The following is a 26851-nucleotide window of genomic DNA, read 5'->3' as shown; positions in this document are numbered from 1 at the left end:
CCATTCAGGAGCCGGATTCGGCCAACTGAGCCGCAGCCGCGCGCTTTTCAGCCAATGCTTGGCGGATGATCTGCCAAGATGAGCTAAGGAACAGCGTCGCCATAATCAGCGCTGTTAGGAGATCAGGCCATGGCGTATCGGTGTACCACACACCGCTTGCAGCGAGTAACACAACCAAGTTGCCTATCGCATCATTACGGCTACAAAGCCAAACCGAGCGCACATTTGCATCGCCATTGCGGTAACGCATTAAGAGCAGCACGCTCAGCATATTGGCACTAAACGCTGCTATTGCCACCCAGCCCATTGTGAAAGCGTCTGGCTGATTCAGCACCCAGATTCGATAAAGCGTACTGCCCACTACCCAGATCGCCATCAATAACAAGCTGATCCCCTTAATTAATGCAGCACTGCTGCGCACGGTTAGCGCTTTGCCAATCGCCCACAAACTAATACCGTAGCTTAAGGTATCTCCCAGAAAATCAAGCGCATCTGCTTGCAAGGCCTGCGATTGTGCGCTGATACCTGCCAGCATCTCGACACCAAACATCACCGCATTGATCGCGATAATAAACCAGAGAATACGTTTGTAGCTCGCACTTAGCCCGGTAAACTCTGTCTTTGCGCAACAACTAGACACTGTCGGAACCTCTTTACTTGTTGATCGTCAGAATAACTATAAAACCTATAGTAGCTAGAGGTTCAAGAGGTTAAATGCTGATGCCTAACACAACCTATTCGATCGGAACATTAGCCAAGTACAGTGGCTGCAAAGTCCCCACTATTCGCTGGTATGAAGCACGCGGTCTACTCTCCAAACCTGATAGAAACGCAGGCAACCAACGCCGCTACCGCGATACCCATCTCAAGGAGTTACGTTTTATTCGCCACGCACGTGCGCTCGGATTCGACCTCGCAGCGATAGAGCAACTGAAGATGCTCAGTAGCTGCTGCTTGACCGACCATCTCCAAGCCGATGATATTGCACGGCGTCATCTCGCGGATATCCAGCAAAAGATCCGTCAGCTACGTGCAATGGAAACAGAATTAGAGCAGATGATTACCCAATGTAATTATGATCAGGAGCACCAGTGCCATGTGTTAGATGTACTTGCCGACCACTCGCTGTGCCAAACGCACCATGAGTTTGATGATGTCGATTGTACAGCGGATAAAACAGGTTGAGGTGCTGAGGGAAGCTCACGAAAAAGCCCCCTAAGCGGTGATCACTTAGGGGGCTTAAAGCAAAGGTTACATTGCTAAGGTTTATTCAACCGTTACCGACTTGGCTAGGTTACGCGGCTGATCCACATCCGTACCTTTGAGTACCGCAACATGGTAGGAAAGCAGTTGTAGCGGCACTGTATAAACGATCGGTTCCAGCACTTCAGGGACTTCTGGCATCTCCAATACATGGATACCTTCACCCGGTTGTACCTCTTGAGAGCAACCTGCAAACACAAACAACTCACCACCACGAGCGCTCACCTCTTGCAGGTTCGCTTTCAGCTTATCCAGCATCTCGTTACGCGGCGCCACTGTGACCACAGGCATATCTTTATCGACGAGGGCAAGAGGGCCATGCTTAAGCTCACCCGCCGGATAGGCTTCAGCGTGGATGTACGAGATCTCTTTGAGCTTCAGCGCACCCTCCATCGCCACCGGATAGAGCGTGCCACGCCCTAAGAAGAGAGAGTGGTTTTTCTCGGCAAACGCTTGGGACATCTCTTCAATAGAGCCATCCATCTTAATAGCGTGCTCCATCAGCCCCGGCAATTGCGCAAGCAACGCAACGATCTCACGCTCCTTCTCTTGGCTCAGCTTGAAGCGGCGTCCCAATACCAGTGTAGTCAGCAACAAACCGACCAACTGCGTCGTAAACGCTTTAGTTGAGGCAACACCAATTTCTGGGCCCGCGTTTGTCATCAAGTTAAGATCCGACTCACGTACGAGAGAACTCGCAGGTACGTTACAGATCGTCAGGCTCGCCAGTATTTGGTCTTGCACATCGCGCAACGCAGCCAAGGTGTCAGCCGTTTCACCCGACTGAGATATCGAGATAAACAGCGTACCTTCACTAATCACAACAGGGCGATAGCGGTATTCGCTGGCCACCTCAACATGACATGGGATGCCCGCTAAACCTTCCATCCAATATTTTGCGATCATACCGGCGTGGTAGCTGGTACCACAGGCTATAATTTGTACCTGCTTAACCTGATCAAAGATCACTGCAGCTTGTTCACCAAACGCACTTTCGTCAACCAAGCCATCTTTGATGCGATCTTCAAAGGCCGCGTGAGTTACCGCTGGCTGCTCGTAGATCTCTTTGAGCATGTAATGCTTGAAGCCTGCTTTATCAGCCGATGTCACGCTGTGCTCATATTGTGATACCGCACGCTCAGCAGGTTCGCCCACTTTATCCCAAACGATGATTTCATCTTTTGTCAGCAGCGCAATATCGCCCTCTTCTAGGAACATAAAGCGATCCGTTACCGGTAGCAGCGCAAGCTGGTCAGACGCGATAAAGTTCTCGCCAATACCTACGCCAATTACCAGCGGGCTACCTTTACGTGCAGCCACCAGTTCACCCGGCTTATCACGGTGCATTACACCCAGCGCAAAAGCACCCTCCAATGAGGCAACGATCTGCTGCACAGCTTGTGTTAGATCCAAGCCAGTTTGCATAGCACGATCTAATAAGTGAGCGATAACCTCAGTATCCGTATCGGAGCTAAACGCATAGCCGCTCGACGTTAGATCGGCTTTCAGCGCTTCGAAGTTCTCAATAATGCCGTTGTGAACAACAGCGATGGCGCTACCCGACATGTGCGGGTGAGCATTACGCTCTGATGGCTTACCATGGGTAGCCCAGCGCGTATGCGCAATACCAGTAGAGCCGGTGAGCGGCGTATCATCATGGGCATCAGCTAACGCCTGAACCTTACCTTCACGGCGCAGACGCTGAATCTCGGCACCGCTCCATACAGCCATACCGGCAGAGTCATAGCCACGGTACTCAAGACGGCGTAGCCCCTCCAATAAAACACCAGATACCGAACGCTCTGCCGCAGCCCCAACAATTCCACACATAATTAACTCCTTACTTCTTTACCGGGCGCTGCCAGTTGGATAGGTTGACTTGCTTAGCGCGTGCGACGGCAAGCTCATCACCATCAATGTTTTTTGTGATCGTAGAACCGGCTCCCACTGTCGCTCCCGCTCCCACACTCACTGGGGCAACGAGTGACGTATTAGAGCCAATAAATGCTCCATCACCGATCTCTGTTTTAGATTTATTCACACCATCGTAGTTACACGTGATTGTGCCCGCACCTACGTTTACGTTGCTGCCGATTTCGGCATCGCCAATATAGGTAAGGTGATTCACTTTTGAGCCAGGGCCGATTTTTGCTTTCTTCGTCTCAACAAAGTTGCCAACTTTGGCACCGGTTGCCAGTTCAGTACCTGGACGAATACGGGCGAATGGACCAATATCACATGCCTCACCAATGACAGCGTCTTCGATGACAGTATTCGCTTTAACTACCGTACCTGCTGCAATTGACGCATTCTTGATATAGCAGTTAGGGCCGATCTGTACATCTTTACCAATCTCAACCGTACCCTCGAAAACGGCGTTTACATCGATGATCACGTCACCTGCAACGCTGACATGGCCTCGCACATCAACACGGCTTGGGTCTGCCAGTGTGGCACCATTCACCATTAACTGCTCAGCCTGCTGTGCTTGATACCAGCGCTCCAACTCAGCCAACTGCACACGGTTATTGACGCCTTGTACCTCTTGCTCGCAGGATGGGTGCTGGGTTTCGATCTCGATACCGCGCTCCGATGCCATAGCGATCACATCGGTTAGGTAATATTCGCCTTGCGCATTGTCAGAAGAGAGCTGAGGCAACCAGTCAATCAACCAACGGTTGGGCAACGCCATGATGCCCGTGTTCACTTCATTGATGGCAAGTTGCTCTGCATTGGCATCTTTCTGTTCAACAATGGCAACCACGCGGCCGTTGTCTCGGACAATACGGCCATATCCTGTGGGGTTGTCCAGTTTCACAGTCAGCAATCCTAGCTTGTCATTCTGCGCAGAAGAGACCAGCTCAGCCATCGTTTCTGAACGTGTAAGCGGTACATCACCATACAAAATTAGTGAGACACCTGCAGGATCTAGCGCCGGCAGTGCCTGCGCAACCGCATGACCGGTGCCTAGTTGCTCAGTTTGCAGGGCGAAAGTGACCGCTGCATCGGCAAGCGTTTCACGTACTTTTTCCGCACCATGACCTATCACCACATGCGGCTGGACACTGCCAAGCTCTGCTGCGTTTTCAAGAACATGCTTCACCATCGGTTTACCACCAACACAGTGAAGTACTTTAGGAAGCGCCGACTTCATTCGGCTACCTTGGCCCGCAGCCAGAATCACAATATCCGTTGTCATGTTGTTCACTTTTGATTGAAGGGCATTTATTGACATTAATAGGGTCTTTACGGCTAATCTATATCAAACCGATATCTATACAATACTCATTGTCAGGAATATTTTGACAAATGCATTATCCAGCACTTGAAAACATTGGCCTGAGTCAACGCGAAGTCTCCATTTATCGAGCCTTACTCGCACTGGGCCCGAGCCCGATAAGAGCCATCGCGGAAAAAGCAGACATAAATCGAGGCACAACTTACGACTGCCTAAAAGTCTTACTACAAAAAGGTTTAGTCAGTTACCTGCCCAAAGGCAAGCGGCGTTTATTCTCTCCGCAACCACCAGAGGTATTACTCCAACTAGCAGAGCAGCGCCAACAGTCGCTAGACGACGCCATTACTAAGCTTAAAACCAGCATTATCCCTGAGCTAACGCACCTACAACCCGATTTTAGTGCCGCCAATGTCCAGTTCTATGAAGGCGATGATGGCATCGAGTTTGTGCTACGGGATATTCTGAACAGCGTCTCTGCGCTGCCCGAGAGGCGCTACTGTGTTTTCTCTTCTAAGCCTATCAGGGATCACCTTTACCGCCCCTTTCCCAACTATACGGCTCAGCGTATTCAACGCGGAATCCAAGTTCAGGTGATTGCAATTGGAGACGGTGGTGAAGATGCTAAGTTATCAGAGCGAAAATGGATAAAAACTGAAGGAAAAGTCGATGCTGCCTATATTGCCATCTACCCACCGAAGTGTGCGGTGATCTCTTTGGCTTCAAATAACTACCCCACCGCGGTGGTTATCGACTCAAAGGAGGTTGCTGGCGCTCAACAGATCATATTCGATACACTGTGGCGCTTATTGTAACGATCGCGCCACAATAATCGTTATACTAAGAGGATATTAGGGACAATCTAGATCACAGCGGATGTAAATGGAATTTAAACGTACGCGGCATGCGCAACCATTCGTGCTGTTTTTCTTTGCTCAAGCTTTGCTAACACTACTTATCGGCCTACCTGATTAGATGAGTGTAGATGCTTTAGTGCAACTATATGAAGGCCAACAGGTCCGTTTAACCCGCCGATTATGCCTTCCCTTTTCTTTATAAGTTCAACAACCCTGAAAGTTAGCCCAGCAACACGTCGCTACGCCGAGGCTGATTAAGCCAAACAAAAAAAGGCAGCCGAAGCTGCCTTTTTTGTGCGAGTCGTAACTCGACGACGTCAGTGTTACTTTCCAAGCTTTTTGCGAATCTCTTGAACCGTACGCAACTGAGCAGCTGCTTCGGCCAACTGAGATGCAGCGCGGCCATAATCTAGCTCGCTCTGCTTTTCGCCAATTGCCTGTTGTGCTTGTTTCTGAGCTTCTAGAGCCGCTGCTTCGTCAAGATCAGCAGCATGCAACGCAGAGTCTGCAAGTACTGTTACCTTGTTAGGCTGAACTTCTAGGAAGCCGCCAGAAACATAAAAAATATCCTGCTCGCCGCCCTGCTTGCGCAGTTCGACAGGGCCTGGTTTCAGTTCCGTGAGAAGCGGAGCGTGACCTGGGTATACACCCAAGTCACCCAGGCTACCTGTTACGGATACGAACTCGATCAAGCCTGAGAAGATCTCTTCTTGAGCACTTACGATATCGCAATGAACAGTCATAGCCATGTTTCTTACCTCTTTAGGTTGTCACCAGACGCTTACATGCTCTTGGCTTTTTCGATCGCTTCTTCGATACCACCAACCATGTAGAAAGCTTGCTCTGGTAGGCTGTCATATTCGCCTTCCAGGATGCCTTTAAAGCCACGGATAGTTTCTTTCAAAGGAACGTACTTACCAGGCGCACCTGTAAATACCTCAGCTACGAAGAATGGCTGAGATAGGAAACGCTGGATTTTACGAGCACGAGCAACGATCTGCTTGTCTTCTTCAGACAGCTCATCCATACCCAAGATCGCGATGATGTCTTTCAGCTCTTTGTAGCGCTGCAGAACACCTTGAACATTACGAGCGATGTCGTAGTGCTCTTGACCGATTACCAGTGGATCCAACTGACGAGATGTAGAATCTAGTGGATCTACCGCTGGGTAGATACCTAGCTCTGCGATTTGACGAGACAATACAACTGTTGCGTCAAGGTGAGAGAAGGTTGTTGCTGGAGATGGGTCAGTCAAGTCATCCGCTGGTACGTATACCGCTTGGATAGACGTGATAGAGCCCGTCTTAGTCGATGTGATACGCTCCTGAAGAACACCCATCTCTTCCGCTAGAGTAGGCTGGTAACCTACTGCAGAAGGCATACGACCTAGCAGTGCTGATACCTCAGTACCTGCTAGTGTGTAACGGTAGATGTTGTCTACGAACAACAGTACGTCACGGCCTTCATCACGGAATTTCTCAGCCATTGTCAGGCCTGTCAGCGCTACACGCAGACGGTTACCTGGTGGCTCATTCATCTGACCGTAAACCAGAGATACTTTATCCAATACGTTGGATTCTTTCATCTCGTAGTAGAAGTCGTTACCCTCACGAGTACGCTCACCTACACCTGCGAATACGGAGAAACCGGAGTGCTCGATCGCGATGTTACGGATCAGCTCCATCATGTTTACGGTTTTACCTACACCCGCACCACCGAACAGACCTACTTTACCACCCTTAGCGAATGGGCATACCAAGTCGATTACCTTGATACCAGTCTCTAGCAGCTCGTTAGAAGCTGCTTGCTCAGCGTAAGATGGCGCAGAGCGGTGGATAGGCATACGCTCATCTTCACCGATTTCGCCACACTCATCGATAGGATTACCTAGTACGTCCATGATACGGCCCAGCGTTGCTGTACCGACAGGAACAGATACTGGAGCACCTGTGTTTTCTACGTCCCAACCACGGCTCACACCTTCGGTCTGACCCATAGCGATTGCGCGTACAACACCATCACCCAGCTGTTGCTGAACTTCAAGCGTTAGACCTGTTTTACCAACGGTCAGCGCATCGTATACCTTCGGTACACTGTCACGTGGGAATTCCACGTCGACTACCGCACCGATAATCTGAACAATTTGTCCGCTACTCATGTTCGGATCCTCTTAAATTCTTAACCCGTTAAACGCATTAAACCGCAGCCGCACCACCAACGATCTCAGAGATTTCCTGAGTGATCGCTGCCTGACGCGCTTTGTTGTAAACCATCTGCAACTCATCGATGAGGTTGCCTGCGTTATCTGTTGCGTTTTTCATCGCCAGCATTCGTGCTGCTTGTTCACAAGCATTGTTCTCAACAACCGCCTGGTAAACGACACATTCAACGTAACGCGTCAGCAAGCTATCTAGTAGCTCTTTTGCATCCGGCTCGTAAATGTAATCCCAGTGGTGATTCAGCTCGTCGTCGTCCTTTGCCGGTAACGGCAGCACCTGCTCTACGGTAGGTTTCTGTGTCATCGTATTAACGAAGTCATTCGATACAATGAACAGACGATCGATATTGCCATTGCTAAAGGAGTCCAGCATCACTTTTACAGACCCAATTAGGTCTTCCATCTGCGGTGCATCACCTAGATGAGTTTTTGCTGCTACTACATTGCCGCCATAATTCTTAAAGAATGTGACCGCTTTAGACCCCAGTGCACAGATATCAATCTCTACACCCTTGTCGCTGTACTCTTTCATGCTAAGTACGGCTTGCTTAAACGCATTCACGTTCAAACCACCACACAAACCACGATCAGTTGCGACAACGATGAAACCAACACGCTTTACATCACGTTCTTCCATGTAAAGGTGCTTGTATTCAGGTTTGGATTTCGCCAAGTGCTGAACAACGCCACGGATACTGCGAGAATACGGGCGGGAAGACTGCATGCGATCTTGAGCCTTACGCATCTTACTTGCAGCAACCATTTCCATAGCGCTGGTAATCTTACGTGTGCTACCGATACTCGCAATTTGCGTCTTAATCTCTTTTCCGACTGCCATAGTTCCGCCTTTATTACCTTAACTTAGTAAGGCCTGCCTCATGTTAGTAGCAGGCCATCACGCAGTAGCGCTTACCAAGTTTGCGTTGACTTGAACTTCTCGATACCAGCTTTGAACTGCGCAGCGATTTCATCGCTGTAGTTACCGCTCTGGTTGATATCACCCATCAGATCAGCGTATTCGCTGTTGAAGAAGGAGATAAGAGCCGCTTCAAAGTCTAGGATTTTGTTCAGTTCGACGTCTTTCAGGTAACCTTCGTTTGCAGCGTACAGGCTAAGGCCCATTTCAGCTACAGACATTGGTGAATACTGCTTCTGCTTCATCAGCTCAGTTACAGCCTGACCATGCTCGAGCTGGGCACGTGTTGCATCATCAAGATCTGATGCGAACTGCGCAAACGCAGCCAATTCACGGTACTGAGCAAGAGCTAGACGTACACCGCCACCCAACTTCTTGATGATCTTAGTCTGCGCTGCACCACCTACACGGGATACAGACAAACCTGCGTTGATCGCTGGACGTACACCTGAGTTGAACAGGCTAGATTCCAAGAAGATCTGACCATCAGTGATGGAGATAACGTTTGTTGGTACGAATGCAGATACGTCACCGCCTTGAGTTTCGATAACAGGCAGAGCTGTCAAAGAACCTGTTTGGCCTTTCACTTCACCGTTCGTGAATTTCTCAACGTAGTCAGCGTTAACGCGCGCAGCACGCTCCAGCAGACGAGAGTGAAGATAGAAAACGTCACCAGGGTAAGCTTCACGACCCGGTGGACGACGCAACAGCAAGGAGATCTGACGGTATGCCCATGCCTGTTTTGTCAGGTCATCGTATACGATCAGTGCATCTTCACCGCGGTCACGGAAGTATTCGCCCATTGTACAACCAGCGTATGGTGCCAAGAACTGCATTGCTGCAGGATCAGCCGCACCGGCAGCAACAACAATGGTGTGATCCATTGCGCCGTGCTCTTCAAGCTTGCGTACAACGTTTGCAATAGTCGATTGCTTTTGACCAACCGCTACGTAGATACAAGTAACACCCGTATCTTTCTGGTTGATAATAGCGTCGATAGCGATCGCAGATTTACCAATCTGACGGTCACCGATGATCAACTCACGCTGACCACGACCGATTGGAACCATTGCGTCGATTGATTTCAGACCTGTTTGTACAGGCTGGTCTACACCTTGACGCTCGATTACACCTGGTGCAACTTTTTCAACAGCATCAGTCAGATCAGTTTCAATCGGACCTTTACCATCGATTGGGTTACCCAACGCGTCAACAACGCGGCCACGAAGTTGTGGGCCAACAGGTACTTCCAAGATACGACCAGTACAACGTGCAGTCATACCTTCGACTAGGCTTTGGTAATCGCCCAGTACTACAGCACCTACTGAGTCGCGCTCTAGGTTAAGCGCCATACCGTAGATACCATTAGGGAACTCGATCATTTCCCCGTACATTACGTCAGCTAGACCGTGGATCAGAATGATACCATCAGATACGCTGACGATAGTGCCCTCGTTTCGGGCTTCAGAAGACACATCCAGTTCTTCGATGCGCTTCTTGAGAATCTCGCTGATCTCAGATGGATTCAGTTGCTGCATGGTTATTCCTCATACTCAGGACTTCATAGCTTCGGCTAGTTTCGCTAAACGCGAGCGAACAGAGCCATCGATTACCAGGTCCTGTGAACGCACGATTACACCACCAAGAATCGATTTATCGACCGCAGGTGTAATATTCACGTCACGACCCAGCTTCGCGCTGAGAGCCTGAGTTAATTTTTGTTGCTGCTGCTCATCCAGTTCATAAGCAGTCGTCAAATCGATATCGACTGACTTCTGCTGAATCGCTTTAAGCTGCTCAAACTGCGCACTAATTTCAGGTAACAAAGCTAAGCGCTTGTTGTCGGCCAGCAAACGTACAAAGTTGCTGCCAGACTCATCTAGCACTTTTTCGCAAACAGCAACGATAACGTCGCCCTTTTGCTCAGTTGTTACTGCTGGGTTGTTCAGCACCTGTGCCATAGCTTCATCAACTGAAACCGCAGCAACAGATGCCAACATAGTTGACCATTGATCAACCGCACCCTTTTCTAACGCAAATTCAAATGCAGCTTTCGTGTAGGGACGAGCGACTGTATTGAGTTCAGCCATCGTAAACCTCGCTTAAAGCTCCGCTGCCAGTTTATCAACCAGCTTAGCGTGGGCTGCCTGGTCAACCGATGCTTCAAGAATCTTCTCTGCGCCAGCAACAGCCAATACAGCTACTTGCTCACGTAAAGCTTCTTTAGCACGGTTAACTTCCTGTTCGATTTCAGCTTCAGCCGCGTGCTTGATGCGTTCTGCTTCTGCACGCGCTTGCTCTTTAGCTTCTTCGACCAATTGGTTTGCCCGCTTATTAGCCTGTTCGATGATGGCGGCTGCCTGCTCTTTGCTCTCACGCATGTTTGCAACAGCTTTTTCTTGAGCCAATTGCAGGTCACGCTCAGCACGTTCAGCAGCGTCCAAACCATCTGCAATCTTCTTCTTACGCTCTGCTAGGGCACCTGTGATAGGTGGCCATACATACTTCATGCAGAACATGACGAAGATAGCGAAGGAGATAGCTTGGCCGATGATGGTTAAATTAATATTCACGCCATTACCTCTCGCGGTTCGTTATTACGTAGTAACTCGATTTAGATTAAGAATTTTCTATCCGAGAGTTACGCAACAGCGAACATCAGGTACATGCCCAGACCAACACCGATCATTGGAACCGCATCTACCAGACCCATTACGATGAAGAAGTTAGAGCGTAGTAGTGGTACCAACTCAGGTTGACGCGCAGCGCCTTCCAAGAATTTACCACCTAGGTTACCGATACCAACAGCAGCACCAATTGCAGCAAGGCCCATCAGGACAGCAGCAGCCAGGAATACTAGAGCGTTAGCCATTTCCATCAGTTTTTCTCCACTTAAAGTTTTAAAGTTAAAGTTAAAGTTAAAATGTAAATCTTCAGTTATTAATCAAATGCCAGTTCACACTGGGATTTAGTGATCGTCGTGCGCCATAGCGAGGTAAACGATCGTCAGTACCATAAAGATAAATGCCTGCAGAGTGATTACCAGAATGTGGAAGATCGCCCATGGTACAGACAAGAACCATTGTGCCCAGAAAGGTAGCAATGCAATCAGGATGAAGATCATCTCACCTGCGTACATGTTACCGAATAGTCGCAATGCCAAGGAGATAGGCTTAGCAAGTAGGCCTACAACCTCTAGGAACAAGTTGAATGGCAAGAACCATTTACCTAGCGGCATGAAAGACAGCTCTGCTAAGAAGCCGCCAACACCTTTCTGTTTGATGCTGTAGTAAACGATCAGGAAGAAAACACTGAACGCCATACCTAGTGTCGCGTTAGGGTCAGTTGTTGGTACGATTTTCATGTAACCAACACCCATTTGCTGGGCAAGATAAGGTACCCAATCGATTGGCACAAGGTCCATCAAGTTCATGAGGAAGATCCATACAAAAATGGTCAAAGCAAGCGGTGCAATCACAGCATTTTTGTAATGGAAAATACTCTTAACGTTGTCATCTACGAAGTCGATGATCGTTTCGATGAAGTTTTGCAAACGCCCAGGGACGCCCGCTGTTGCTGTTTCAGCAACTTTTTTGAACAACCAAATGAAAAATAAACCCAGCCCAATAGACCAGAGCATAGTATCCACGTGAATCGCCCAAAAGCCGAAGTCACCGGGCATAACACCATTTGCAGTATCAACGAAGCGCCAGCTGTCTGTCTTTTCGTGATAGCCGAACGTGAGGTTCGTTAAGTGGTGGGATATATACTCTGAGGATGTTACTGTGTCACCGCTGCTAGCCATTCTCAGTTCTCTCGTTTCAAAGTTTAAGGAATCGGTCATCGACCTTCATTTGCAGGTACCAATTAAGTATCTGCAGCAGCACAAAGGTCAGAAATAAGGGAAATGGGCTCAACGGTTGAACCAAGATAAAGACAGCGGCAAAGCACGCTATCGTAATCACCATTTTCCATATTTCACCGATGTACATATCAGCCAATACACCTCGCGGCGTATCGCTGCTTCGGCTAAGAACCCGCCATGCAAAATAAGCATTAGGGACAAGGTATGTAACGCCCCCTAACAAAGCAGAGTACCCGGCGGTCACACTGTGTAGTAACGAGATTAACGCAACGCACAACGTAAACACGGTTTGTATCTGGAAGATTCGCGTCACTTTCTTACGCGTTAGCCGCGTAAACTTCCCACCAGGGGATGAATTACTCATGACTTTCTCAGATAGCTCATCATCAGTCTTTGTATGTTATGCAAATTTTGGATACACAGATCCGAAATAGCGTGCCGATTATATGGACTTCGCACGCTATTCTCAACCGGCGTTTTCGGGTTTTGCACTAATGTATTAACGCAGATCACAACGTTTATGCGGGTGTTTCCTGATTAAACTTAACTAGTGTGTTTTATATTTCTTTTATTTCAACAAGTTAAGTATCGAATCACGTAGCTCTTCGGAATCGAAATTGATTGTAATCTTTCCTTTTCCCTTGGCGTTTTGATTGATTGCCACTTTGGTCGCTAAGTGGCGAGATAGATCGCTGGCGATTTGCGACAGTGCAGGATTTTGTAGTGCTGGTTTCGCTTGCTGTGGCGGTTGCTCGCCGGCCTGGATACGTCTGACAAGCTCTTCGGCTTGACGTACCGACAGCGCTTTTCCTGTCACCTCTTGCGCAGCTTCAACCTGAAGCGCTCCATCCAGTGCCAATAATGCACGCGCATGACCCATCTCAATATCGCCATACTCCAGCATTTTGCGCACATCGGGAGTGAGTTTAATCAAGCGTAACAGGTTCGCGATAGCTGAGCGTGATTTACCAACTGCATCGGCGACCTGTTGCTGGGTTAATTCAAACTCAGATTGTAAGCGCTGTAGAGCAATCGCCTCCTCCATTGGATTGAGGTTTTCGCGCTGAATATTTTCGATAAGCGCCATCGCAATCGCGGCTTCATCGGGTACATCTTTGACAACCGCGGGAATGACTTCCAGACCCGCCATCTGCGCTGCTCGCCAGCGACGCTCACCGGCGATGATCTCATAACGTGCATCTTCGATGGGACGAACGACAATCGGCTGCATGACACCATGAGCGCGAATAGACTCCGCTAACTCTTCCAACGCTTCAGGCTCTATATCTCGGCGCGGCTGATAACGACCCCGCTGGACTTTATGGACAGATAATTCAGGGTAAGCGTCGGCTAACGCTTGCTCTAGGCCCTCTGATGCAGGTTCAGCTGCGTCCGTGGTAGGGTTATTCACTCCGCCAAGTAGCGCATCAAGACCGCGCCCAAGTCCTCGTTTTTTGGCCATGTTATATCCTGCTAGTCAGCCAGTTCAGCAGTTCGCTGATCCATTTCCGTTTTGCGCGATAGTTCACCCGCAAGCGCAAGGTAAGCGAGCGAGCCACGTGAGTTTTTATCATAGAGAAGAGCAGGAAGGCCGTGAGATGGCGCTTCTGCTAGACGTACGTTGCGCGGTATGACCGTACGGTAAACTTTATCGCCAAAGTAGTCTACTAGATGGCTTGAGACGTCTTTGGTGAGACTCATGCGCGGGTCAAACATAGTACGCAGAATCCCTTCGATTTTAAGCTCGGGGTTGAGGCGTTTATTGATCTTCTCAACCGTACCAATCAACGCACTAATCCCTTCCAATGCATAGTACTCACACTGCATAGGGATAATAACACCAGCCGAAGCAGCTAATGCATTCACTGTCAGCAGGTTCAGCGATGGCGGGTTGTCTAACAAAATGAAGTCGTACTGATCGGCGATGTTTTGCAGCGCCATTTTCAAACGGAACTCGCGTCGAGGTAGTTGCAGTAGTTCTACCTCGGCCGCCGTTAAATCTCCATTGGCACCGATCACATCATAGTGAACTGGCAAGCCTTTAATAATGCACTCTTGAGCATCAGCTTGTCCGGTCAGCAATTCATACGCGGAGGTCTCAAGCTCGTGCTTATCAACCCCGCTGCCCATCGTAGCGTTACCTTGCGGGTCAAGATCGATCAGTAGTACACGCTTTTTAGTTGCAGCAAGTGATGCTGCTAAATTAACGCAGGTTGTCGTCTTGCCCACTCCACCCTTTTGGTTAGTGATGGTCAGAATTTTGGCCATGGTTATTCCCTTCCTAACACCAATAGGTGGCGCGTTCCATCGGTACCGGGTACGAGCAATGGATGGCTCTCTTTAAGCTCGAAGCCGGCGGGTAGTGCTGCTAATTCTTCATCTGGGTACTGCCCCTTCATGGCTAAAAATACCCCATCATCCGCACACAGTTGTTGTGTCCAAGTGATCATATCTTCCAGTGATGCGAAAGCGCGAGAGATCACCTCTGGGAACGCGGGTTCGTCGCACTCCTCTGCTCGTCCGTTGATAATTGCGAGATTATCCAACCCCAGCGTTACCTTGACGTGATTTTGAAAACGCGTCTTTTTACCGTTGGAGTCAAGCGTCACCACGCGAACATTGGGTAGACAGATCGCCAGCGGGATACCTGGCAGTCCCGGACCACTGCCCACATCGATGATGCGGGGGCCTCTAACAAAAGGCACAACGCTTAAGCTATCCACCAAGTGGCGCGACACCATCTCAGAAGGGTCCCGCACAGCGGTCAAGTTGTATGCTTTATTCCACTTGATAAGCAGCTCAAGGTAGTTGATCAGCTGATCAATTTGCTGATCCGTTAAGTTTAATGAGAGCGCGGTTGCTTGCTGCTCTAGTAGCGCCCGAAGCGACATCAAATCCATTAATTGGCTGCCTTACTCTGCTTTTTTAGCATCTGTTGTTTTTTGATATGAACCAAGAGTAGCGAGATCGCCGCAGGTGTTATCCCTTGGATTCGCGAAGCTTGCGCGATACTGACCGGCTTTTGGGCAATTAGTTTAGTTTTCAATTCATTGGATAAGCCGCCCACAAGCTCATAATCAAAGTCATCAGGCAGAGGGGTGTTTTCTTGTTGGCGCATACGCTCTATATCGTCAATTTGGCGATCGATATAGCCCGCGTACTTAAACTGGATCTCAACCTGTTCTGCGACACGCGGATCCTCAACCGCTTCGCCTTTTAAGGCTGCGACATCGCTGTAGGTTAGCTCAGGTCGTTTGATCAGATCGGCTAAGTTGTACTCGCGCGTCAGCGGTGACGATAGTTTAGTGTTAAGGACCTCTGCAGCTTGTGTGCCCGGCTGAACCCATGTGCTCTTTAAGCGTTGCTGTTCAAGCTCAATCGCCTCTTTTTTGCGGCAAAATGCAGCCCAACGCTCATCACCGACAAGACCTAACTCGCGGCCTTTCTCCGTCAAACGTAAATCTGCATTATCTTCACGCAAAATCAAACGATATTCAGCGCGGCTTGTGAACATACGATACGGCTCGGAGGTGCCAAGGGTGATTAAGTCATCGACCAGCACCCCGATATAGGCTTCATCACGGCGTGGGTACCACTGCTCTTTATCAAGTGCTCGCGCTGCCGCATTCGCACCAGCAAGCAGCCCTTGTGCTCCCGCCTCTTCATAACCGGTGGTACCGTTGATCTGACCTGCAAAGTAGAGGCCATCGATCACTTTGGTTTCCAAGGTGTGCTTAAGATCCTGCGGATTGAAGTAATCGTATTCGATGGCATAGCCTGGACGCAGGATATGTGCGTTCTCAAAACCACGAATTGAGCGTACTGCCGCTAGCTGAATATCAAACGGCAAGCTGGTTGAGATGCCATTTGGATATAGCTCATGTGTTGTTAACCCTTCTGGCTCGACAAAAACCTGATGCTGGTCTTTGTCCGCGAAGCGCATAATTTTATCCTCAACCGACGGGCAGTAGCGTGGGCCTACGCCATCGATTACCCCTGTGTATAAAGGCGATCGATCAAGGCCACTACGCAATATTTCGTGAGTACGCTCATTGGTGTGGGTGATATAACAACTGATCTGACGCGGATGATCTGCCGTTGATCCCATGAAAGACATCACAGGCGTTGGCGTATCGCCAGGTTGCTCCTGCATCAGTGAGAAATCAACGCTACGTGCGTCAATTCTGGGGGGGGTACCTGTTTTTAGGCGATCTACCCGCAGGGGCAATGCACGTAGCCTCTCAGCTAAGGCCAGTGATGGAGGATCGCCTGCTCGACCACCTTGGTAGTTATCCATGCCAATGTGGATCTTACCGCCCAAGAATGTCCCTGCAGTTAACACAACGGATTCAGCGTAAAAGCGAATACCCGTTTGGGTGACAACACCCTTAACTTGATCCTGTTCAACGATCAGGTCATCAGCGCCTTGTTGGAATAGCTGAAGGTTGGGTTGGTTTTCTAAGGTCTCACGGATCGCTGCTTTATATAACACCCGGTCAGCTTGAGCACGTGTAGCACGAACAGCAGGGCCTTTTCGGGAGTTGAGTGTCCGAAATTGGATACCTGCCTTATCGGTAGCTTTTGCCATTGCGCCATCAAGCGCATCGATCTCCTTAACCAAATGGCTCTTACCGATACCACCTATCGCTGGATTACAGGACATCTGTCCTAATGTCTCAATATTATGGCTCAGCAGCAGTGTTGACGCTCCCATACGCGCTGCAGCCAGTGCTGCTTCTGTTCCAGCGTGTCCACCGCCGATCACAATGACATCAAAACGATCTGGATAATCCACTTAACCTATACCCCAATGAAACATGTACCTACCGATACGGCTGACCGGTGAAAGAAAAGAGCCGCATTATACAACTCTATTCAACGGGAAGAAATGTATAAAAATTGATCAGCTCTACCTGTCTAACCAAATTTCTTTATCCACCTGTATATAAATAAAGAAAAGAGAATATATATATTTAGAAGATTATTATGTTGATTGTTATTAAGTGCCGAATTTATGTTACCAAGTGATAAAAATCATTATATAACAACAAGATATTTACTATCTAACCGTGTTGAGTAGTTGTCTCAGAGGTGAGCACACCCTTTTGGTAGCTTGTGAGTAAAAATGTGCTTTTTTCACAGCCTTGGTTACCCACTAAAATATGCACCGTTTTTTAAACAGGTTTCTTCACGGGTATTCGGAGTAACTTAATTATGTTGATTGCTTTGTGCATAAGTGTGTGAGAAGCGGGTATATCTATTTACATTCTGTTATCCACAAAAAGATTTTTAATAATCCCTGTTATTTTTCCTATATAAACAATGAGTTATCTCTTACTTCGTTGTTTCCAACAAAATGCCCACAGACTTGTTATTGAGGCTTTATATTCCTGTGTGGCTTGTGTTTAACTTTAAATGATCATTTTTATGTCAGTTTTTGAAATGTTATCCACAGCTTGTTGGGGGTATCGTGCTTAAAGACTGTGTATTGGGTGTGTAGCAGTTGAAGTTGAGGTAAAACAGTGTGCTGAGGCAAGGCCAGAAAAGTGATAGGCCCACATAAGGAATACGTGTTAAAATTGGCGTTTTTTCGCGAGCAGAACGCTAAAAGAGCTCGGTATTCTTTCCGAGATTTTCCACTGTAGCTTTCGTATCTATTTGTTTACTAGGGATTTTCCAGCTTTTTAACGAAAGCCTATGGAGAGGGAGTTTGTTGCTACTGTGAACCTGTCTTTTTAGTCAGGTTCTTTAGATTCTGCCATCGTTTTTCAGAAAAGAGAATATTTTTTTTGACTCTTGAGTCAGGTTTGTTGAGAGCCATGACTGAAAGGGTCAGAACGAGGACGATAATGACGACTTCTTTGGCAGGTGATATGCCAAACCAACCACCTAGGCTGGTAATGAAAAGTATCACCAAGCAGTATCCTGGCTGTCTCGCTAACGATGCGGTTGATCTAGAGATCGCCGGTGGTGAGATTCACGCGCTACTCGGTGAGAACGGTGCCGGTAAAAGCACCCTAATGAAAATCATCTATGGTGTCGTAAAGCCAGATAGCGGCGAAGTTTACTGGGAAGGTGAGCGGGTACAAATTAAAGATCCGGCCCACGCAAGACGACTCGGTGTTGGGATGGTGTTTCAGCACTTCTCCCTTTTTGAAACGCTGACCATCACAGAAAATATCGCATTGGCATTAGGTGATGAAGCTGGGGATCTGAAGGCTTTGGCTGATAAGATACGTACCGTTTCTGAGCGTTATGGTATGGCCTTGAATCCAGATCGCCACGTGCACTCCTTATCTGTCGGTGAGCGCCAACGCGTCGAGATTGTGCGCTGCTTGGTTCAGGATATTAAGCTACTGATTCTCGACGAGCCTACCTCGGTGCTGACTCCTCAAGAGGTTGATACGCTCTTTATTACCCTGCGCCGCCTTGCTGAAGAGGGCTGCAGCATCTTGTTTATCAGCCATAAACTCAATGAAGTCAAAGCGCTTTGCCATCACGCCACGATTCTCCGAGGCGGCCGCCTATCGGGTGACTGCATCCCTGCGCAAGAGAGCCCGGCTAGCATGGCGAGAATGATGGTGGGTGACGAGACACCGATCACGATGGACTATGAGAAGGTGCTGGGTAGTGATGTGTTCTTGCAAGTTCGCGGCTTAACGCGTATTAGCGAAGATCCATTTGGCGTGGACCTTAAAGGCATTGATCTGGATGTTCATGCGGGCGAAATTGTGGGTATCGCCGGTGTTGCGGGAAATGGCCAAGAGGAGCTACTCGCTGCTCTCAGTGGTGAGGATACCGTTGAAAACCATGATGCGATTCACTTTCCTTGTGGCCCTGTCGGGCACCTTTGCCCAGAAAAGCGCCGTCGCAAAGGCTTGGCGTTTGTACCTGAAGAGCGCTTGGGTCGTGGTGCTGTGCCGGATATGAGCTTGAAGGAAAACGCGCTGTTAACCGGCTTTTTAACAGGGCTCGTGAGTAAACGTGGCATGATCGACCACCAAGGCACTGAGAGCTTTGCACAGAAGATCATCAACCAGTTTAAGGTCAAAACGCCGGGCAGTGAGACCCATGCAAAGAGCCTTTCTGGTGGTAATCTTCAAAAGTTCATCATTGGTCGTGAGATCATGCAAAAACCGCAGCTGCTGATTGCTGCTCACCCCACTTGGGGTGTGGATATCGGCGCGGCAACAGCGATCCATCAGGCGCTCATTGAGCTGCGTAACCAAGGTGCAGCGATTCTGGTGGTATCTGAAGATATCGATGAACTATTTCTAATCTCTGATCGCTTGTGCGCCATCTGCGATGGTGAACTATCGCCACTGAAACCGACGCCGGAAACCTCTTTAGAGGAGGTCGGCCAGTGGATGACTGGTGTGTTTGATACCGCCACTCATGCGAACTCTACATCGTAAGGATATATTATGCTTGTTAAGCTCGAACCCCGTGGTCAGCACTCGCGTAAGATGGCATATCTATCGCCAGTACTGGCGGGTGTACTCACATTGATCACTAGCGGTATCTTCTTTTTCCTGCAAGGACTCGACCCGATACACGCCCTGAAAACCATGCTCTACACACCTATTTCAGACACCTATGGCCTGGCTGAATGGTGCGTAAAGGCAGCACCGATTCTGTTATGTGCGATTGGGCTTGCCGTGGTCTTTAAAGCACAAGTTTGGAATATCGGTGCTGAGGGGCAGTTATTGATTGGTGGACTACTGGCCAGTAGCGTTGCTGTGAATGTGATCGAAGCGGAGGGTATCTGGGTACTGCCAGCGATTCTTCTGGCAGGTGTTATTGGTGGTGCGTTGTGGGCTTTGCTCGCGGCATGGCTAAAAACACACTTCAATGCCAACGAGATCCTCACGACTATCATGCTCAACTATATCGCCTTGAACCTATTAGTGTTCTCGGTGCACGGCCCTTTAAAAGATCCCAACGGTTTCAACTTCCCTGAATCTGCCATGTTTGGCGATGCATCGCTGATGCCTGTCTTAATTGAGGATACACGGGTCCATGCAGGTATTTTATTTGCTCTATTCGCTGTTGCTGCAATATGGGTATTGCTCAGCCGCAGCTTTATGGGCTTCCAGATTAAAGTACTTGGTCTGGATCACAGCGCCGCGCGTTTGGCGGGCTTTAAAAGTAAGCGTTTGGTGTGGGTAACCATGCTGATTAGCGGCGGTTTAGCAGGCCTTGCGGGTGCCGGCGAAGTGACAGGCCCACTTGGTCAGTTAGTACCGCAAATTTCACCGGGCTATGGCTATGCAGCGATTATCGTTGCGTTCCTTGGCCGTTTGCACCCGGTGGGCATTTTGTTGGCGAGCTTGCTGATGGCTTTGATCTACATGGGTGGTGAGATGGCTCAGATCGAGCTGAATATGCCGGTGGCCATCACCGGTTTGTTCCAAGGTTTACTGCTCTTCTATCTATTGGCATGTGATGTATTGATCAACTTCCGTGTCACCCTACCTTGGTTATCCTCGCAAAAGACGACAGCGGAGCAAGTAAACTAATGGATATCGATCTAATTACCAACGTGCTCTATGCGATGATCCGTACTGGAACACCGCTGCTGATTGTGGCATTGGGCGAAATGGTCTGCGAAAAAAGCGGCGTGTTAAACCTTGGTCAGGAAGGGATGATGCTGATGGGAGCGGTCATTGGCTTTATCGCTACCCTGCTCTCTGGCAACGTTTGGTTAGGCTTTATTTGTGCGATGTTGGCCGGTGTTTTGATGTCCCAGTTATTTGCTGTAATTGCTCTGGGTCTGAGCGCCAACCAAGTGGCTACCGGGCTTGCCTTGACAATTTTTGGTACGGGTTTATCTGCGTTTATCGGTTCTGACTATGTTGGCAAGCCGATCGACGGTTTAGGTGTGATCGCTATTCCTGTACTGAGCGATATTCCCATTATCGGCAAGATGCTGTTTGCACAGGACCTGATCGTCTACTTCTCTTTTGGCTTATTTGCTGCCGTTTACTGGTTCTTCCGCTCTAGCCGCACGGGATTAGTTGTTAAAGCCGTGGGCGAGAACCCACACGCCGCGAATGCGATCGGTTTACCGGTGATGCGCACGCGCTATCTTGCTGTTGCGTTTGGTGGCGCTATGGCAGGTTTAGCGGGTGGATATCTATCGCTGGCCTATACACCTTTGTGGGCAGAAAACATGACGGCAGGACGTGGTTGGATCGCGTTAGCGCTGGTGGTCTTTGCAACTTGGCGTGCTGAGCGGGTGCTGTTGGGAGCCTATCTGTTTGGTTTGGCGAGCATTCTCCATCTTGTGGCACAAGGTTTGGGCTTTGCGGTATCACCAAACCTGCTGGCCATGCTGCCATACATCGCGACAATTCTGGTTTTGGTTATGCTGTCTCGCAACAGCGGGCGCAGTAAGTTGTACACACCAGCGTCGCTTGGTAAGCCATTCCATGCGAGTAGCTAATGCACAAGCGTTTGCTCGCTATCAAGGTTTGATAGGTAACGGCAATAAAACCTGACCTTTAGGTTATAATTCGCGATTAACATCGCCCCAAGGTAGAGATTGGGGCGCTCTATTTCGCTTTAAGAGGAAGACTCAATGGCTCAGCTGCCCTACAGCAAAGATTTCCCGGTTTCATGGGATGAATTACACCGAAACTCACGTGCGCTATCGTGGCGTCTACTGGAGCTTGGCCCCTGGAAAGGCATCATCGCAATTACACGTGGTGGTTTGGTACCGGCAGCGATCTTAGCGCGTGAGTTGGATATCCGCTTAATCGACACTATTTGCGTCACCAGCTATGGCACGGCCGAAAATCAAGGCGAAGCGATGCAACAAGGCGAACTTAATGTACTCAAGTCTGTTGAAGGCGACGGTGAAGGCTATTTGCTGGTGGATGATCTCGTCGATACGGGTAAAACAGCTAAATTCGTCCGTGAGATGCTGCCCAAGGCGCACTTTGTGACGCTTTACGCCAAGCCTGCGGGCCGTCCGCTTGTGGACACCTATGTGATGGAAGTCAGCCAAGATACTTGGATTCGCTTCCCTTGGGATATGGAATATACCTTCTCGACCCCATTGGCAGACCGTCATTCGGGTTGAAACCTAACTACTCCAATTGAATGTGAAGTTTTAACGAGGAACGCGTAAATGAAAAAACCAGCGTTGAAGAAGCTCCTAACCGGTCTTGTTGCAGGTTTAGGCTTAGCTGCCACCCTTAGCGTACAAGCTGCTGATCAAATGAAAGTCGGCTTTGTTTATGTTGGCCCAATCGGTGACCATGGCTGGAGCTACCAGCACGACCAAGGCCGTTTAGCGGTTGAAAAGCACTTTGGTGACAAAGTGAAAACCACTTACGTTGAAAACGTGCCAGAAGGCGCTGACGCTGAGCGCGTGATTCGTAACCTAGCAAAGACTGGTCACAAACTGATCTTTACGACGTCATTTGGTTTTATGAACCCGACGTTGAAAGTTGCGAAGCAGTTCCCTCGTGTAACATTTGAGCACGCAACAGGATACAAGCAAGCGAAAAACGTAGGTACTTATATCTCTAATACCTACGAAGGCCGTTATGTTGCAGGCTTTGTGGCGGCGAAAGTTACCAAGTCGAACAAGATTGGTTATATCGCATCGTTCCCGATTCCAGAGGTTATTCGTGATATCAACGCCGTTCAAATGGCTTTGAACAAGTACAACCCAGAGGCTGAGCTGAAGATCATCTGGGTAAACAGCTGGTTCGATCCAGGTAAAGAAGCGGATGCGGCAAATGCGATGATCGACCAAGGTGTTGACGTGATTCTGCAGCACACGGATAGCCCAGCGGCGATGCAGGCAGCTAACCGTCGCGGCGTTTACGCGGTTGGCCAAGCATCAGATATGCAGCACTTTGGTCCAAAAGCGCATGTGATGTCTGTGGTTAACGAATGGGCTCCGTTCTACATCAACCGCGTTCAGCAGGTAATGGATGGTACGTGGAAGTCTGAAGACCACTGGGGTGGCATGGCAGAAGGTGAGATCGTTATTCCTGAGTTTACCAACGTTCCGGCAGACGTGGCTGAAGAAGCTCAGAGCCTGATCGATGCGATTAGTGCAGGCAAGCTACACCCATTCGCTGGCCCGATTAAAAACCAAAAGGGTGAGCTAAAAGTTGCTGAAGGTGAGATCCTAGAGCACGGTGAAATGGCTGGTATGAACTGGTTTATCGAAGGTGTTAGCAGCGAGATTCCAAAGTAATCTGCTCTGTTTAACCTTAAAAAAAAGCCCAGCTATGCTGGGCTTTTTTGTGGCTATCTATTTATTCAAAAAACTTGTTTAGTCGCGCTGATAAATACTAAAAAGTAAGTGCTTACTATCTTTTTACCCTCAATATAGAAAAACTACTTTAATACAGATTTTTTGATAAATCGTGGCTCAACTCACTTATTTACCGATACAGAAGCTTGAGAATATGCGGCCTAACAGGTCATCGCTACTGAACTGTCCGGTAATCTCTCCTAACGCGTGCTGAGCTTGGCGTAAATCCTCTGCCAGTAGCTCGCCAGCCCCGTGAAGCTGCAACTGATCAAGACCTGTTTGCAAAGACTCCTGTGCCGTTTGTAGTGCCTCTAAGTGGCGGCGGCGCGCAAGGAATCCACCCTCTGTTGTTGCTTGATAACCCATGCATGTTTTTAAGTGCTCGCGCAGTTGTTCAATGCCCTGATCAGCCTTTGCCGAGAGATGTAAAACAGGGATCTCTCCTGCGCTCGTCATGCCAATGACCTCATTACTAAGGTCGGCTTTGTTGCGGATAACGGTAATTTTGCTGTCGTCCTGAAGCTGGTCAACGAACTCTGGCCAGATCTGGTGCGGATCGTCTGCTGCGGTTTTCGTACTATCAACCATGAGTAATACGCGGTCCGCCTTGTGGATCTCCTCCCATGCACGTTGAATGCCGATCCGCTCCACTTCATCAGGAGCATCACGTAAGCCTGCTGTATCGATGATATGGAGGGGCATCCCATCGATATGGATATGCTCGCGCAGGACATCGCGCGTGGTCCCTTCGATATCCGTTACAATCGCTGTTTCGCGCCCTGCCAGTGCGTTCAGCAGGCTCGATTTGCCTGCATTTGGGCGCCCAGCGATGACGACGCTCATCCCTTCGCGAATCAGAGAGCCCTGCCGTGCTTCCTGCTGAACGGCATTAAGGTTTGCCATAATCGCTTGTAAGTCGCTGAGCACTTTGCCATCGGCCAAGAAGTCGATCTCCTCCTCGGGAAAGTCGATCGCCGCTTCCACATAGATGCGCAACTGGATCAGCGACTCAAGCAGCACATCAACGCGCTTGGAAAACTCCCCTTGTAGCGAGCGCAGCGCACAGCGTGCAGCCTGTTGTGAGGCGCTGTCGATCAGGTCAGCAATCGCTTCGGCTTGAGTTAAGTCCATCTTATCGTTGAGGAAAGCCCGTTCTGAGAACTCGCCCGGGCGGGCTAACCGAGCGCCCAATGCTTGCACACGTTGCAGTAGGAAGTCGATCACGATGGGGCCGCCGTGGCCTTGTAGCTCTAATACGTCTTCACCGGTAAACGAATTGGGGCCGGGGAAAAACAGTGCGATGCCCTCGTCTAACTCAGCGCCATTCGCATCGAGGAAGACTCCATAGTGCGCGTGACGCGGCGCGGGAAGCATGCCAAGCACCTCTTGGGCAATCGCCTGCGCTTTCGGGCCCGAGACGCGCACGATACCCACACCTCCGCGTCCTGGCGCTGTTGCTTGTGCAGCGATGGTGTCTTGGTTGGCAAAAGACATAGCAAACTCCTGAGTTTAGTAACAAAAAAGGCTCCCGTAGGAGCCTTTTTGAGGGATGACGCTATCTTAAGATGCGCTATCGCCTGCTTCAATCTGTTTGTTGATAACGTACTGCTGTGCGATCGACAAGATGTTGTTAACCACCCAGTACAGTGTCAGACCTGCTGGGAACCACAGGAAGAAGAAAGTGAAGAGAATCGGTAGCATTTTCATCACTTTTGCCTGCATTGGGTCCGGCGGTGTTGGGTTCAACAACTGCTGAATGAACATCGTCGCGCCCATCAAAATTGGCAGGATAAAGTAAGGGTCTTTGACGGACAGGTCTGTCAGATATAGGAAATCTGCGTGGCGCAGCTCCACAGACTCCATCAGCACCCAGTATAGCGCGATGAAGATCGGCATCTGAGCAAGAATAGGTAAACAGCCACCCAGTGGATTGATCTTCTCTTTCTGGTAGAGGGACATCATCTCTTGAGACATCTTCTGGCGATCATCACCATAGAGCTCTTTGAGACGCTGCATCTCTGGGCCGAATTTACGCATCTTCGCCATTGACTTGAATGCCCTAGCATTCAGGTTAAAGAGCGCAGCTTTAACAACAATCGTGATACCAATGATTGCCAAGCCCCAGTTACCTACTAAGTTATGGATTTTGTCTAGCAACCAGTGCAGAGGTGATGCAACCCACCAGAGCCAGCCATAATCTAGCGTTAGCTCAAGGTTAGGTGCTGCTGCTTCCATCTGGTCAAGGTCTTTAGGACCAACGTAGAAATTAGCAGAAACGGTTTTTTCTTGGCCAGGTGCCACTTCCAGAACAGGTGACACAAAACCAACAATATAGTTGCCGTTTAGCTTGCGTGAGCTGTAGGTGTAATCTGCACCCGGTGATGGAATCCATGCACTTGTAAAGTAGTGCTGTACCATCGCAACCCAACCATCTGCTGAGGTTTGTTTAAAGTTTGCATCATCGATATCGTCAAAGTCGTACTTGTTATAGTTGTTCTCGGCTGTCGAGAACACTGGCCCCAAGTATGACTGCATTCCCATGTCTGTTGATGCATTTGGATCTTCACTGCGGTCACGCTTGATCTGACCGAACAGGCTGGCTTGGAATGTTTCTTGGGATTGGTTATCAACGATGTAAGAGACGTTGATGAGGTATGAGCCCTGTGTAAACGTGAAGCGTTTGATGTAGTTCACGCCTTGGCCATCAGTAAAGGTTAGATCGACATCTAGCTTGCCGCTCTCGTCCATCTCAAACGCCGTTTGGCTGACGCGATAAGTTGGGCGGCCATCTTTGCTTGCGTCTGGGCCATCTTTACCGATCAAGCCACTCTGTGACACATACGTACGGTTGCCGGTTTGCTCGAGCATCACAAAGGAAAGCTCACTACCGACGCTCGCCGCATGTTTTGGCAAGGCTACCTGAATAATGTCGCCGCCTTTGCTATCGATCAGGACATCTAGCACGTCAGTTTTGGCAGAGATCAATTGTGCCTGTGCCTGAGTTTCTGAAGTGCCGGTGGATGGAATATCTCCCGCCGCTTTACTCTCTTCAGTCGGTAAATCGCCTGCAACAGGTGTACTACCGTATTGAGAAACAGAGGCTACCGGAGCTTGTGCCTGGGCTGGCTGGCCATAGTCTTCATTCCACTGCAACACCAGCATATAGGAGATGAGAGCTAAAGCTGCAACCAATATGACTCGCTGTACATCCATAAGATAAGG

The 26851-nt window shown here is 49.2% G+C and carries 25 protein-coding genes; 7 read left to right on the top strand and 18 right to left on the bottom strand.

Annotated features, from left to right (window positions below):
• Positions 1–4 precede the first annotated feature (4 nt).
• Positions 5–640 carry a cation efflux transmembrane domain-containing protein gene (locus EOE65_RS07285; protein WP_127693633.1) on the bottom strand — a complete coding sequence of 212 codons (636 nt, stop codon included), beginning with the start codon at positions 638–640 and terminating at the stop codon, positions 5–7.
• Positions 641–714: 74 nt separating this feature from the next.
• Between EOE65_RS07285 and EOE65_RS07280 the strand changes: the two genes are divergently transcribed.
• A complete protein-coding gene (locus EOE65_RS07280) occupies positions 715–1185 on the top strand; it encodes a MerR family transcriptional regulator (RefSeq protein WP_240656932.1) in 471 nt (156 codons plus the stop codon).
• 81 nt (positions 1186–1266) lie between these two features.
• On the opposite strand, the gene glmS is transcribed toward EOE65_RS07280, so the two are convergent.
• Together glmS and glmU are read right to left on the bottom strand one after the other, a co-directional pair.
• Entirely contained in the window at positions 1267–3093 is a 1827-nt protein-coding gene (glmS, locus tag EOE65_RS07275) for a glutamine--fructose-6-phosphate transaminase (isomerizing) (protein WP_127693632.1), read from the bottom strand.
• Positions 3094–3103: 10 nt separating this feature from the next.
• Positions 3104–4462 carry a bifunctional UDP-N-acetylglucosamine diphosphorylase/glucosamine-1-phosphate N-acetyltransferase GlmU gene (gene glmU / locus EOE65_RS07270; RefSeq protein ID WP_127693631.1) on the bottom strand — a complete coding sequence of 453 codons (1359 nt, stop codon included), beginning with the start codon at positions 4460–4462 and terminating at the stop codon, positions 3104–3106.
• Between the two features lie 110 nt (positions 4463–4572).
• Between glmU and EOE65_RS07265 the strand changes: the two genes are divergently transcribed.
• Positions 4573–5313, top strand: coding sequence for a TrmB family transcriptional regulator (locus EOE65_RS07265; RefSeq protein ID WP_127693630.1), 741 nt, complete (start codon positions 4573–4575; stop codon positions 5311–5313).
• 365 nt (positions 5314–5678) lie between these two features.
• Here EOE65_RS07265 and EOE65_RS07260 read toward each other — a convergent pair whose 3' ends face one another.
• The 13 genes from EOE65_RS07260 to mnmG all read right to left on the bottom strand — a co-directional run bounded on the left by EOE65_RS07260 (position 5679) and on the right by mnmG (position 17149).
• A complete protein-coding gene (locus tag EOE65_RS07260) occupies positions 5679–6104 on the bottom strand; it encodes a F0F1 ATP synthase subunit epsilon (protein ID WP_127693629.1) in 426 nt (141 codons plus the stop codon).
• Between the two features lie 32 nt (positions 6105–6136).
• Positions 6137–7513, bottom strand: coding sequence for a F0F1 ATP synthase subunit beta (gene atpD / locus EOE65_RS07255; protein WP_127693628.1), 1377 nt, complete (start codon positions 7511–7513; stop codon positions 6137–6139).
• A 37-nt stretch (positions 7514–7550) separates the two neighbouring features.
• Positions 7551–8411, bottom strand: coding sequence for a F0F1 ATP synthase subunit gamma (gene atpG / locus EOE65_RS07250; protein WP_127693627.1), 861 nt, complete (start codon positions 8409–8411; stop codon positions 7551–7553).
• A gap of 71 nt (positions 8412–8482) precedes the next feature.
• Entirely contained in the window at positions 8483–10027 is a 1545-nt protein-coding gene (atpA, locus tag EOE65_RS07245; RefSeq protein ID WP_127693626.1) for a F0F1 ATP synthase subunit alpha, read from the bottom strand.
• Between the two features lie 15 nt (positions 10028–10042).
• On the bottom strand, positions 10043–10579 hold the full coding sequence (locus tag EOE65_RS07240) for a F0F1 ATP synthase subunit delta (RefSeq protein WP_127693625.1): 537 nt from the start codon (positions 10577–10579) through the stop codon (positions 10043–10045).
• A gap of 12 nt (positions 10580–10591) precedes the next feature.
• Positions 10592–11062: a F0F1 ATP synthase subunit B gene (locus tag EOE65_RS07235; RefSeq protein ID WP_127693624.1), complete on the bottom strand. Its 471-nt coding sequence runs from the start codon at positions 11060–11062 to the stop codon at positions 10592–10594.
• Positions 11063–11130: 68 nt separating this feature from the next.
• On the bottom strand, positions 11131–11367 hold the full coding sequence (atpE, locus tag EOE65_RS07230) for a F0F1 ATP synthase subunit C (RefSeq protein WP_127693623.1): 237 nt from the start codon (positions 11365–11367) through the stop codon (positions 11131–11133).
• 90 nt (positions 11368–11457) lie between these two features.
• Positions 11458–12294 (bottom strand): F0F1 ATP synthase subunit A, encoded by an 837-nt coding sequence (gene atpB / locus EOE65_RS07225; protein ID WP_127693622.1) that lies wholly within the window; start codon positions 12292–12294, stop codon positions 11458–11460.
• A 16-nt stretch (positions 12295–12310) separates the two neighbouring features.
• Positions 12311–12718 carry an ATP synthase subunit I gene (locus EOE65_RS07220; protein ID WP_127693621.1) on the bottom strand — a complete coding sequence of 136 codons (408 nt, stop codon included), beginning with the start codon at positions 12716–12718 and terminating at the stop codon, positions 12311–12313.
• Positions 12719–12922: 204 nt separating this feature from the next.
• The gene (locus tag EOE65_RS07215; RefSeq protein ID WP_127693620.1) at positions 12923–13816 is read right to left on the bottom strand and encodes a ParB/RepB/Spo0J family partition protein; all 894 of its coding nucleotides are present in this window, start codon (positions 13814–13816) and stop codon (positions 12923–12925) included.
• Positions 13817–13827: 11 nt separating this feature from the next.
• Complete coding sequence (locus EOE65_RS07210; protein WP_127693619.1) at positions 13828–14622, bottom strand: ParA family protein; 795 nt, start codon at positions 14620–14622, stop codon at positions 13828–13830.
• Positions 14623–14624: 2 nt separating this feature from the next.
• The gene (rsmG, locus tag EOE65_RS07205; protein ID WP_127693618.1) at positions 14625–15254 is read right to left on the bottom strand and encodes a 16S rRNA (guanine(527)-N(7))-methyltransferase RsmG; all 630 of its coding nucleotides are present in this window, start codon (positions 15252–15254) and stop codon (positions 14625–14627) included.
• Positions 15254–17149, bottom strand: a complete 1896-nt coding sequence (mnmG, locus tag EOE65_RS07200; protein WP_127693617.1) for a tRNA uridine-5-carboxymethylaminomethyl(34) synthesis enzyme MnmG — start codon at positions 17147–17149, stop codon at positions 15254–15256. Before mnmG ends, rsmG begins: the two co-directional genes overlap by 1 nt.
• Before the next feature lie 1054 nt (positions 17150–18203).
• Between mnmG and EOE65_RS07195 the strand changes: the two genes are divergently transcribed.
• The 5 genes from EOE65_RS07195 to EOE65_RS07175 all read left to right on the top strand — a co-directional run bounded on the left by EOE65_RS07195 (position 18204) and on the right by EOE65_RS07175 (position 23569).
• On the top strand, positions 18204–19769 hold the full coding sequence (locus tag EOE65_RS07195; RefSeq protein ID WP_240656931.1) for an ABC transporter ATP-binding protein: 1566 nt from the start codon (positions 18204–18206) through the stop codon (positions 19767–19769).
• 9 nt (positions 19770–19778) lie between these two features.
• Complete coding sequence (locus tag EOE65_RS07190; RefSeq protein WP_127693616.1) at positions 19779–20873, top strand: ABC transporter permease; 1095 nt, start codon at positions 19779–19781, stop codon at positions 20871–20873.
• On the top strand, positions 20873–21799 hold the full coding sequence (locus EOE65_RS07185; RefSeq protein WP_127693615.1) for an ABC transporter permease: 927 nt from the start codon (positions 20873–20875) through the stop codon (positions 21797–21799). The genes EOE65_RS07190 and EOE65_RS07185 overlap by 1 nt, the downstream gene beginning before the upstream one ends.
• Positions 21800–21934: 135 nt before the next feature.
• Positions 21935–22438 (top strand): xanthine phosphoribosyltransferase, encoded by a 504-nt coding sequence (gpt, locus tag EOE65_RS07180; RefSeq protein ID WP_127693614.1) that lies wholly within the window; start codon positions 21935–21937, stop codon positions 22436–22438.
• Positions 22439–22486: 48 nt separating this feature from the next.
• Complete coding sequence (locus tag EOE65_RS07175; RefSeq protein ID WP_127693613.1) at positions 22487–23569, top strand: BMP family ABC transporter substrate-binding protein; 1083 nt, start codon at positions 22487–22489, stop codon at positions 23567–23569.
• Positions 23570–23755: 186 nt separating this feature from the next.
• On the opposite strand, the gene mnmE is transcribed toward EOE65_RS07175, so the two are convergent.
• Together mnmE and yidC are read right to left on the bottom strand one after the other, a co-directional pair.
• Positions 23756–25123 carry a tRNA uridine-5-carboxymethylaminomethyl(34) synthesis GTPase MnmE gene (gene mnmE / locus EOE65_RS07170; protein WP_127693612.1) on the bottom strand — a complete coding sequence of 456 codons (1368 nt, stop codon included), beginning with the start codon at positions 25121–25123 and terminating at the stop codon, positions 23756–23758.
• 66 nt (positions 25124–25189) lie between these two features.
• A complete protein-coding gene (gene yidC / locus EOE65_RS07165) occupies positions 25190–26842 on the bottom strand; it encodes a membrane protein insertase YidC (RefSeq protein ID WP_127693611.1) in 1653 nt (550 codons plus the stop codon).
• Positions 26843–26851 lie beyond the last annotated feature (9 nt).

Source organism: Neptunomonas marina (genome assembly GCF_004005935.1).
GTDB classification, from domain to species: domain Bacteria; phylum Pseudomonadota; class Gammaproteobacteria; order Pseudomonadales; family Balneatricaceae; genus Neptunomonas; species Neptunomonas marina.
The sequence above is the reverse complement of the archived record's forward strand: the minus strand, read 5'-3'. Positions and strand labels throughout refer to the sequence as shown.

Excerpts from the sequence above, each read along its gene's own strand:
- EOE65_RS07280 (WP_240656932.1), top strand. The coding sequence starts at position 715 with ATGCTGATGCCTAACACAACCTATTCGATCGGAACATTAGCCAAGTAC.
- glmS (WP_127693632.1), bottom strand. The coding sequence starts at position 3,093 with ATGTGTGGAATTGTTGGGGCTGCGGCAGAGCGTTCGGTATCTGGTGTT.
- glmU (WP_127693631.1), bottom strand. The coding sequence starts at position 4,462 with ATGACAACGGATATTGTGATTCTGGCTGCGGGCCAAGGTAGCCGAATG.
- EOE65_RS07265 (WP_127693630.1), top strand. The coding sequence starts at position 4,573 with ATGCATTATCCAGCACTTGAAAACATTGGCCTGAGTCAACGCGAAGTC.
- EOE65_RS07260 (WP_127693629.1), bottom strand. The coding sequence starts at position 6,104 with ATGGCTATGACTGTTCATTGCGATATCGTAAGTGCTCAAGAAGAGATC.
- atpD (WP_127693628.1), bottom strand. The coding sequence starts at position 7,513 with ATGAGTAGCGGACAAATTGTTCAGATTATCGGTGCGGTAGTCGACGTG.
- atpG (WP_127693627.1), bottom strand. The coding sequence starts at position 8,411 with ATGGCAGTCGGAAAAGAGATTAAGACGCAAATTGCGAGTATCGGTAGC.
- atpA (WP_127693626.1), bottom strand. The coding sequence starts at position 10,027 with ATGCAGCAACTGAATCCATCTGAGATCAGCGAGATTCTCAAGAAGCGC.
- EOE65_RS07240 (WP_127693625.1), bottom strand. The coding sequence starts at position 10,579 with ATGGCTGAACTCAATACAGTCGCTCGTCCCTACACGAAAGCTGCATTT.
- atpE (WP_127693623.1), bottom strand. The coding sequence starts at position 11,367 with ATGGAAATGGCTAACGCTCTAGTATTCCTGGCTGCTGCTGTCCTGATG.
- atpB (WP_127693622.1), bottom strand. The coding sequence starts at position 12,294 with ATGGCTAGCAGCGGTGACACAGTAACATCCTCAGAGTATATATCCCAC.
- EOE65_RS07220 (WP_127693621.1), bottom strand. The coding sequence starts at position 12,718 with ATGAGTAATTCATCCCCTGGTGGGAAGTTTACGCGGCTAACGCGTAAG.
- EOE65_RS07215 (WP_127693620.1), bottom strand. The coding sequence starts at position 13,816 with ATGGCCAAAAAACGAGGACTTGGGCGCGGTCTTGATGCGCTACTTGGC.
- EOE65_RS07210 (WP_127693619.1), bottom strand. The coding sequence starts at position 14,622 with ATGGCCAAAATTCTGACCATCACTAACCAAAAGGGTGGAGTGGGCAAG.
- rsmG (WP_127693618.1), bottom strand. The coding sequence starts at position 15,254 with ATGGATTTGATGTCGCTTCGGGCGCTACTAGAGCAGCAAGCAACCGCG.
- EOE65_RS07195 (WP_240656931.1), top strand. The coding sequence starts at position 18,204 with ATGACGACTTCTTTGGCAGGTGATATGCCAAACCAACCACCTAGGCTG.
- EOE65_RS07190 (WP_127693616.1), top strand. The coding sequence starts at position 19,779 with ATGCTTGTTAAGCTCGAACCCCGTGGTCAGCACTCGCGTAAGATGGCA.
- EOE65_RS07185 (WP_127693615.1), top strand. The coding sequence starts at position 20,873 with ATGGATATCGATCTAATTACCAACGTGCTCTATGCGATGATCCGTACT.
- gpt (WP_127693614.1), top strand. The coding sequence starts at position 21,935 with ATGGCTCAGCTGCCCTACAGCAAAGATTTCCCGGTTTCATGGGATGAA.
- EOE65_RS07175 (WP_127693613.1), top strand. The coding sequence starts at position 22,487 with ATGAAAAAACCAGCGTTGAAGAAGCTCCTAACCGGTCTTGTTGCAGGT.
- mnmE (WP_127693612.1), bottom strand. The coding sequence starts at position 25,123 with ATGTCTTTTGCCAACCAAGACACCATCGCTGCACAAGCAACAGCGCCA.
- yidC (WP_127693611.1), bottom strand. The coding sequence starts at position 26,842 with ATGGATGTACAGCGAGTCATATTGGTTGCAGCTTTAGCTCTCATCTCC.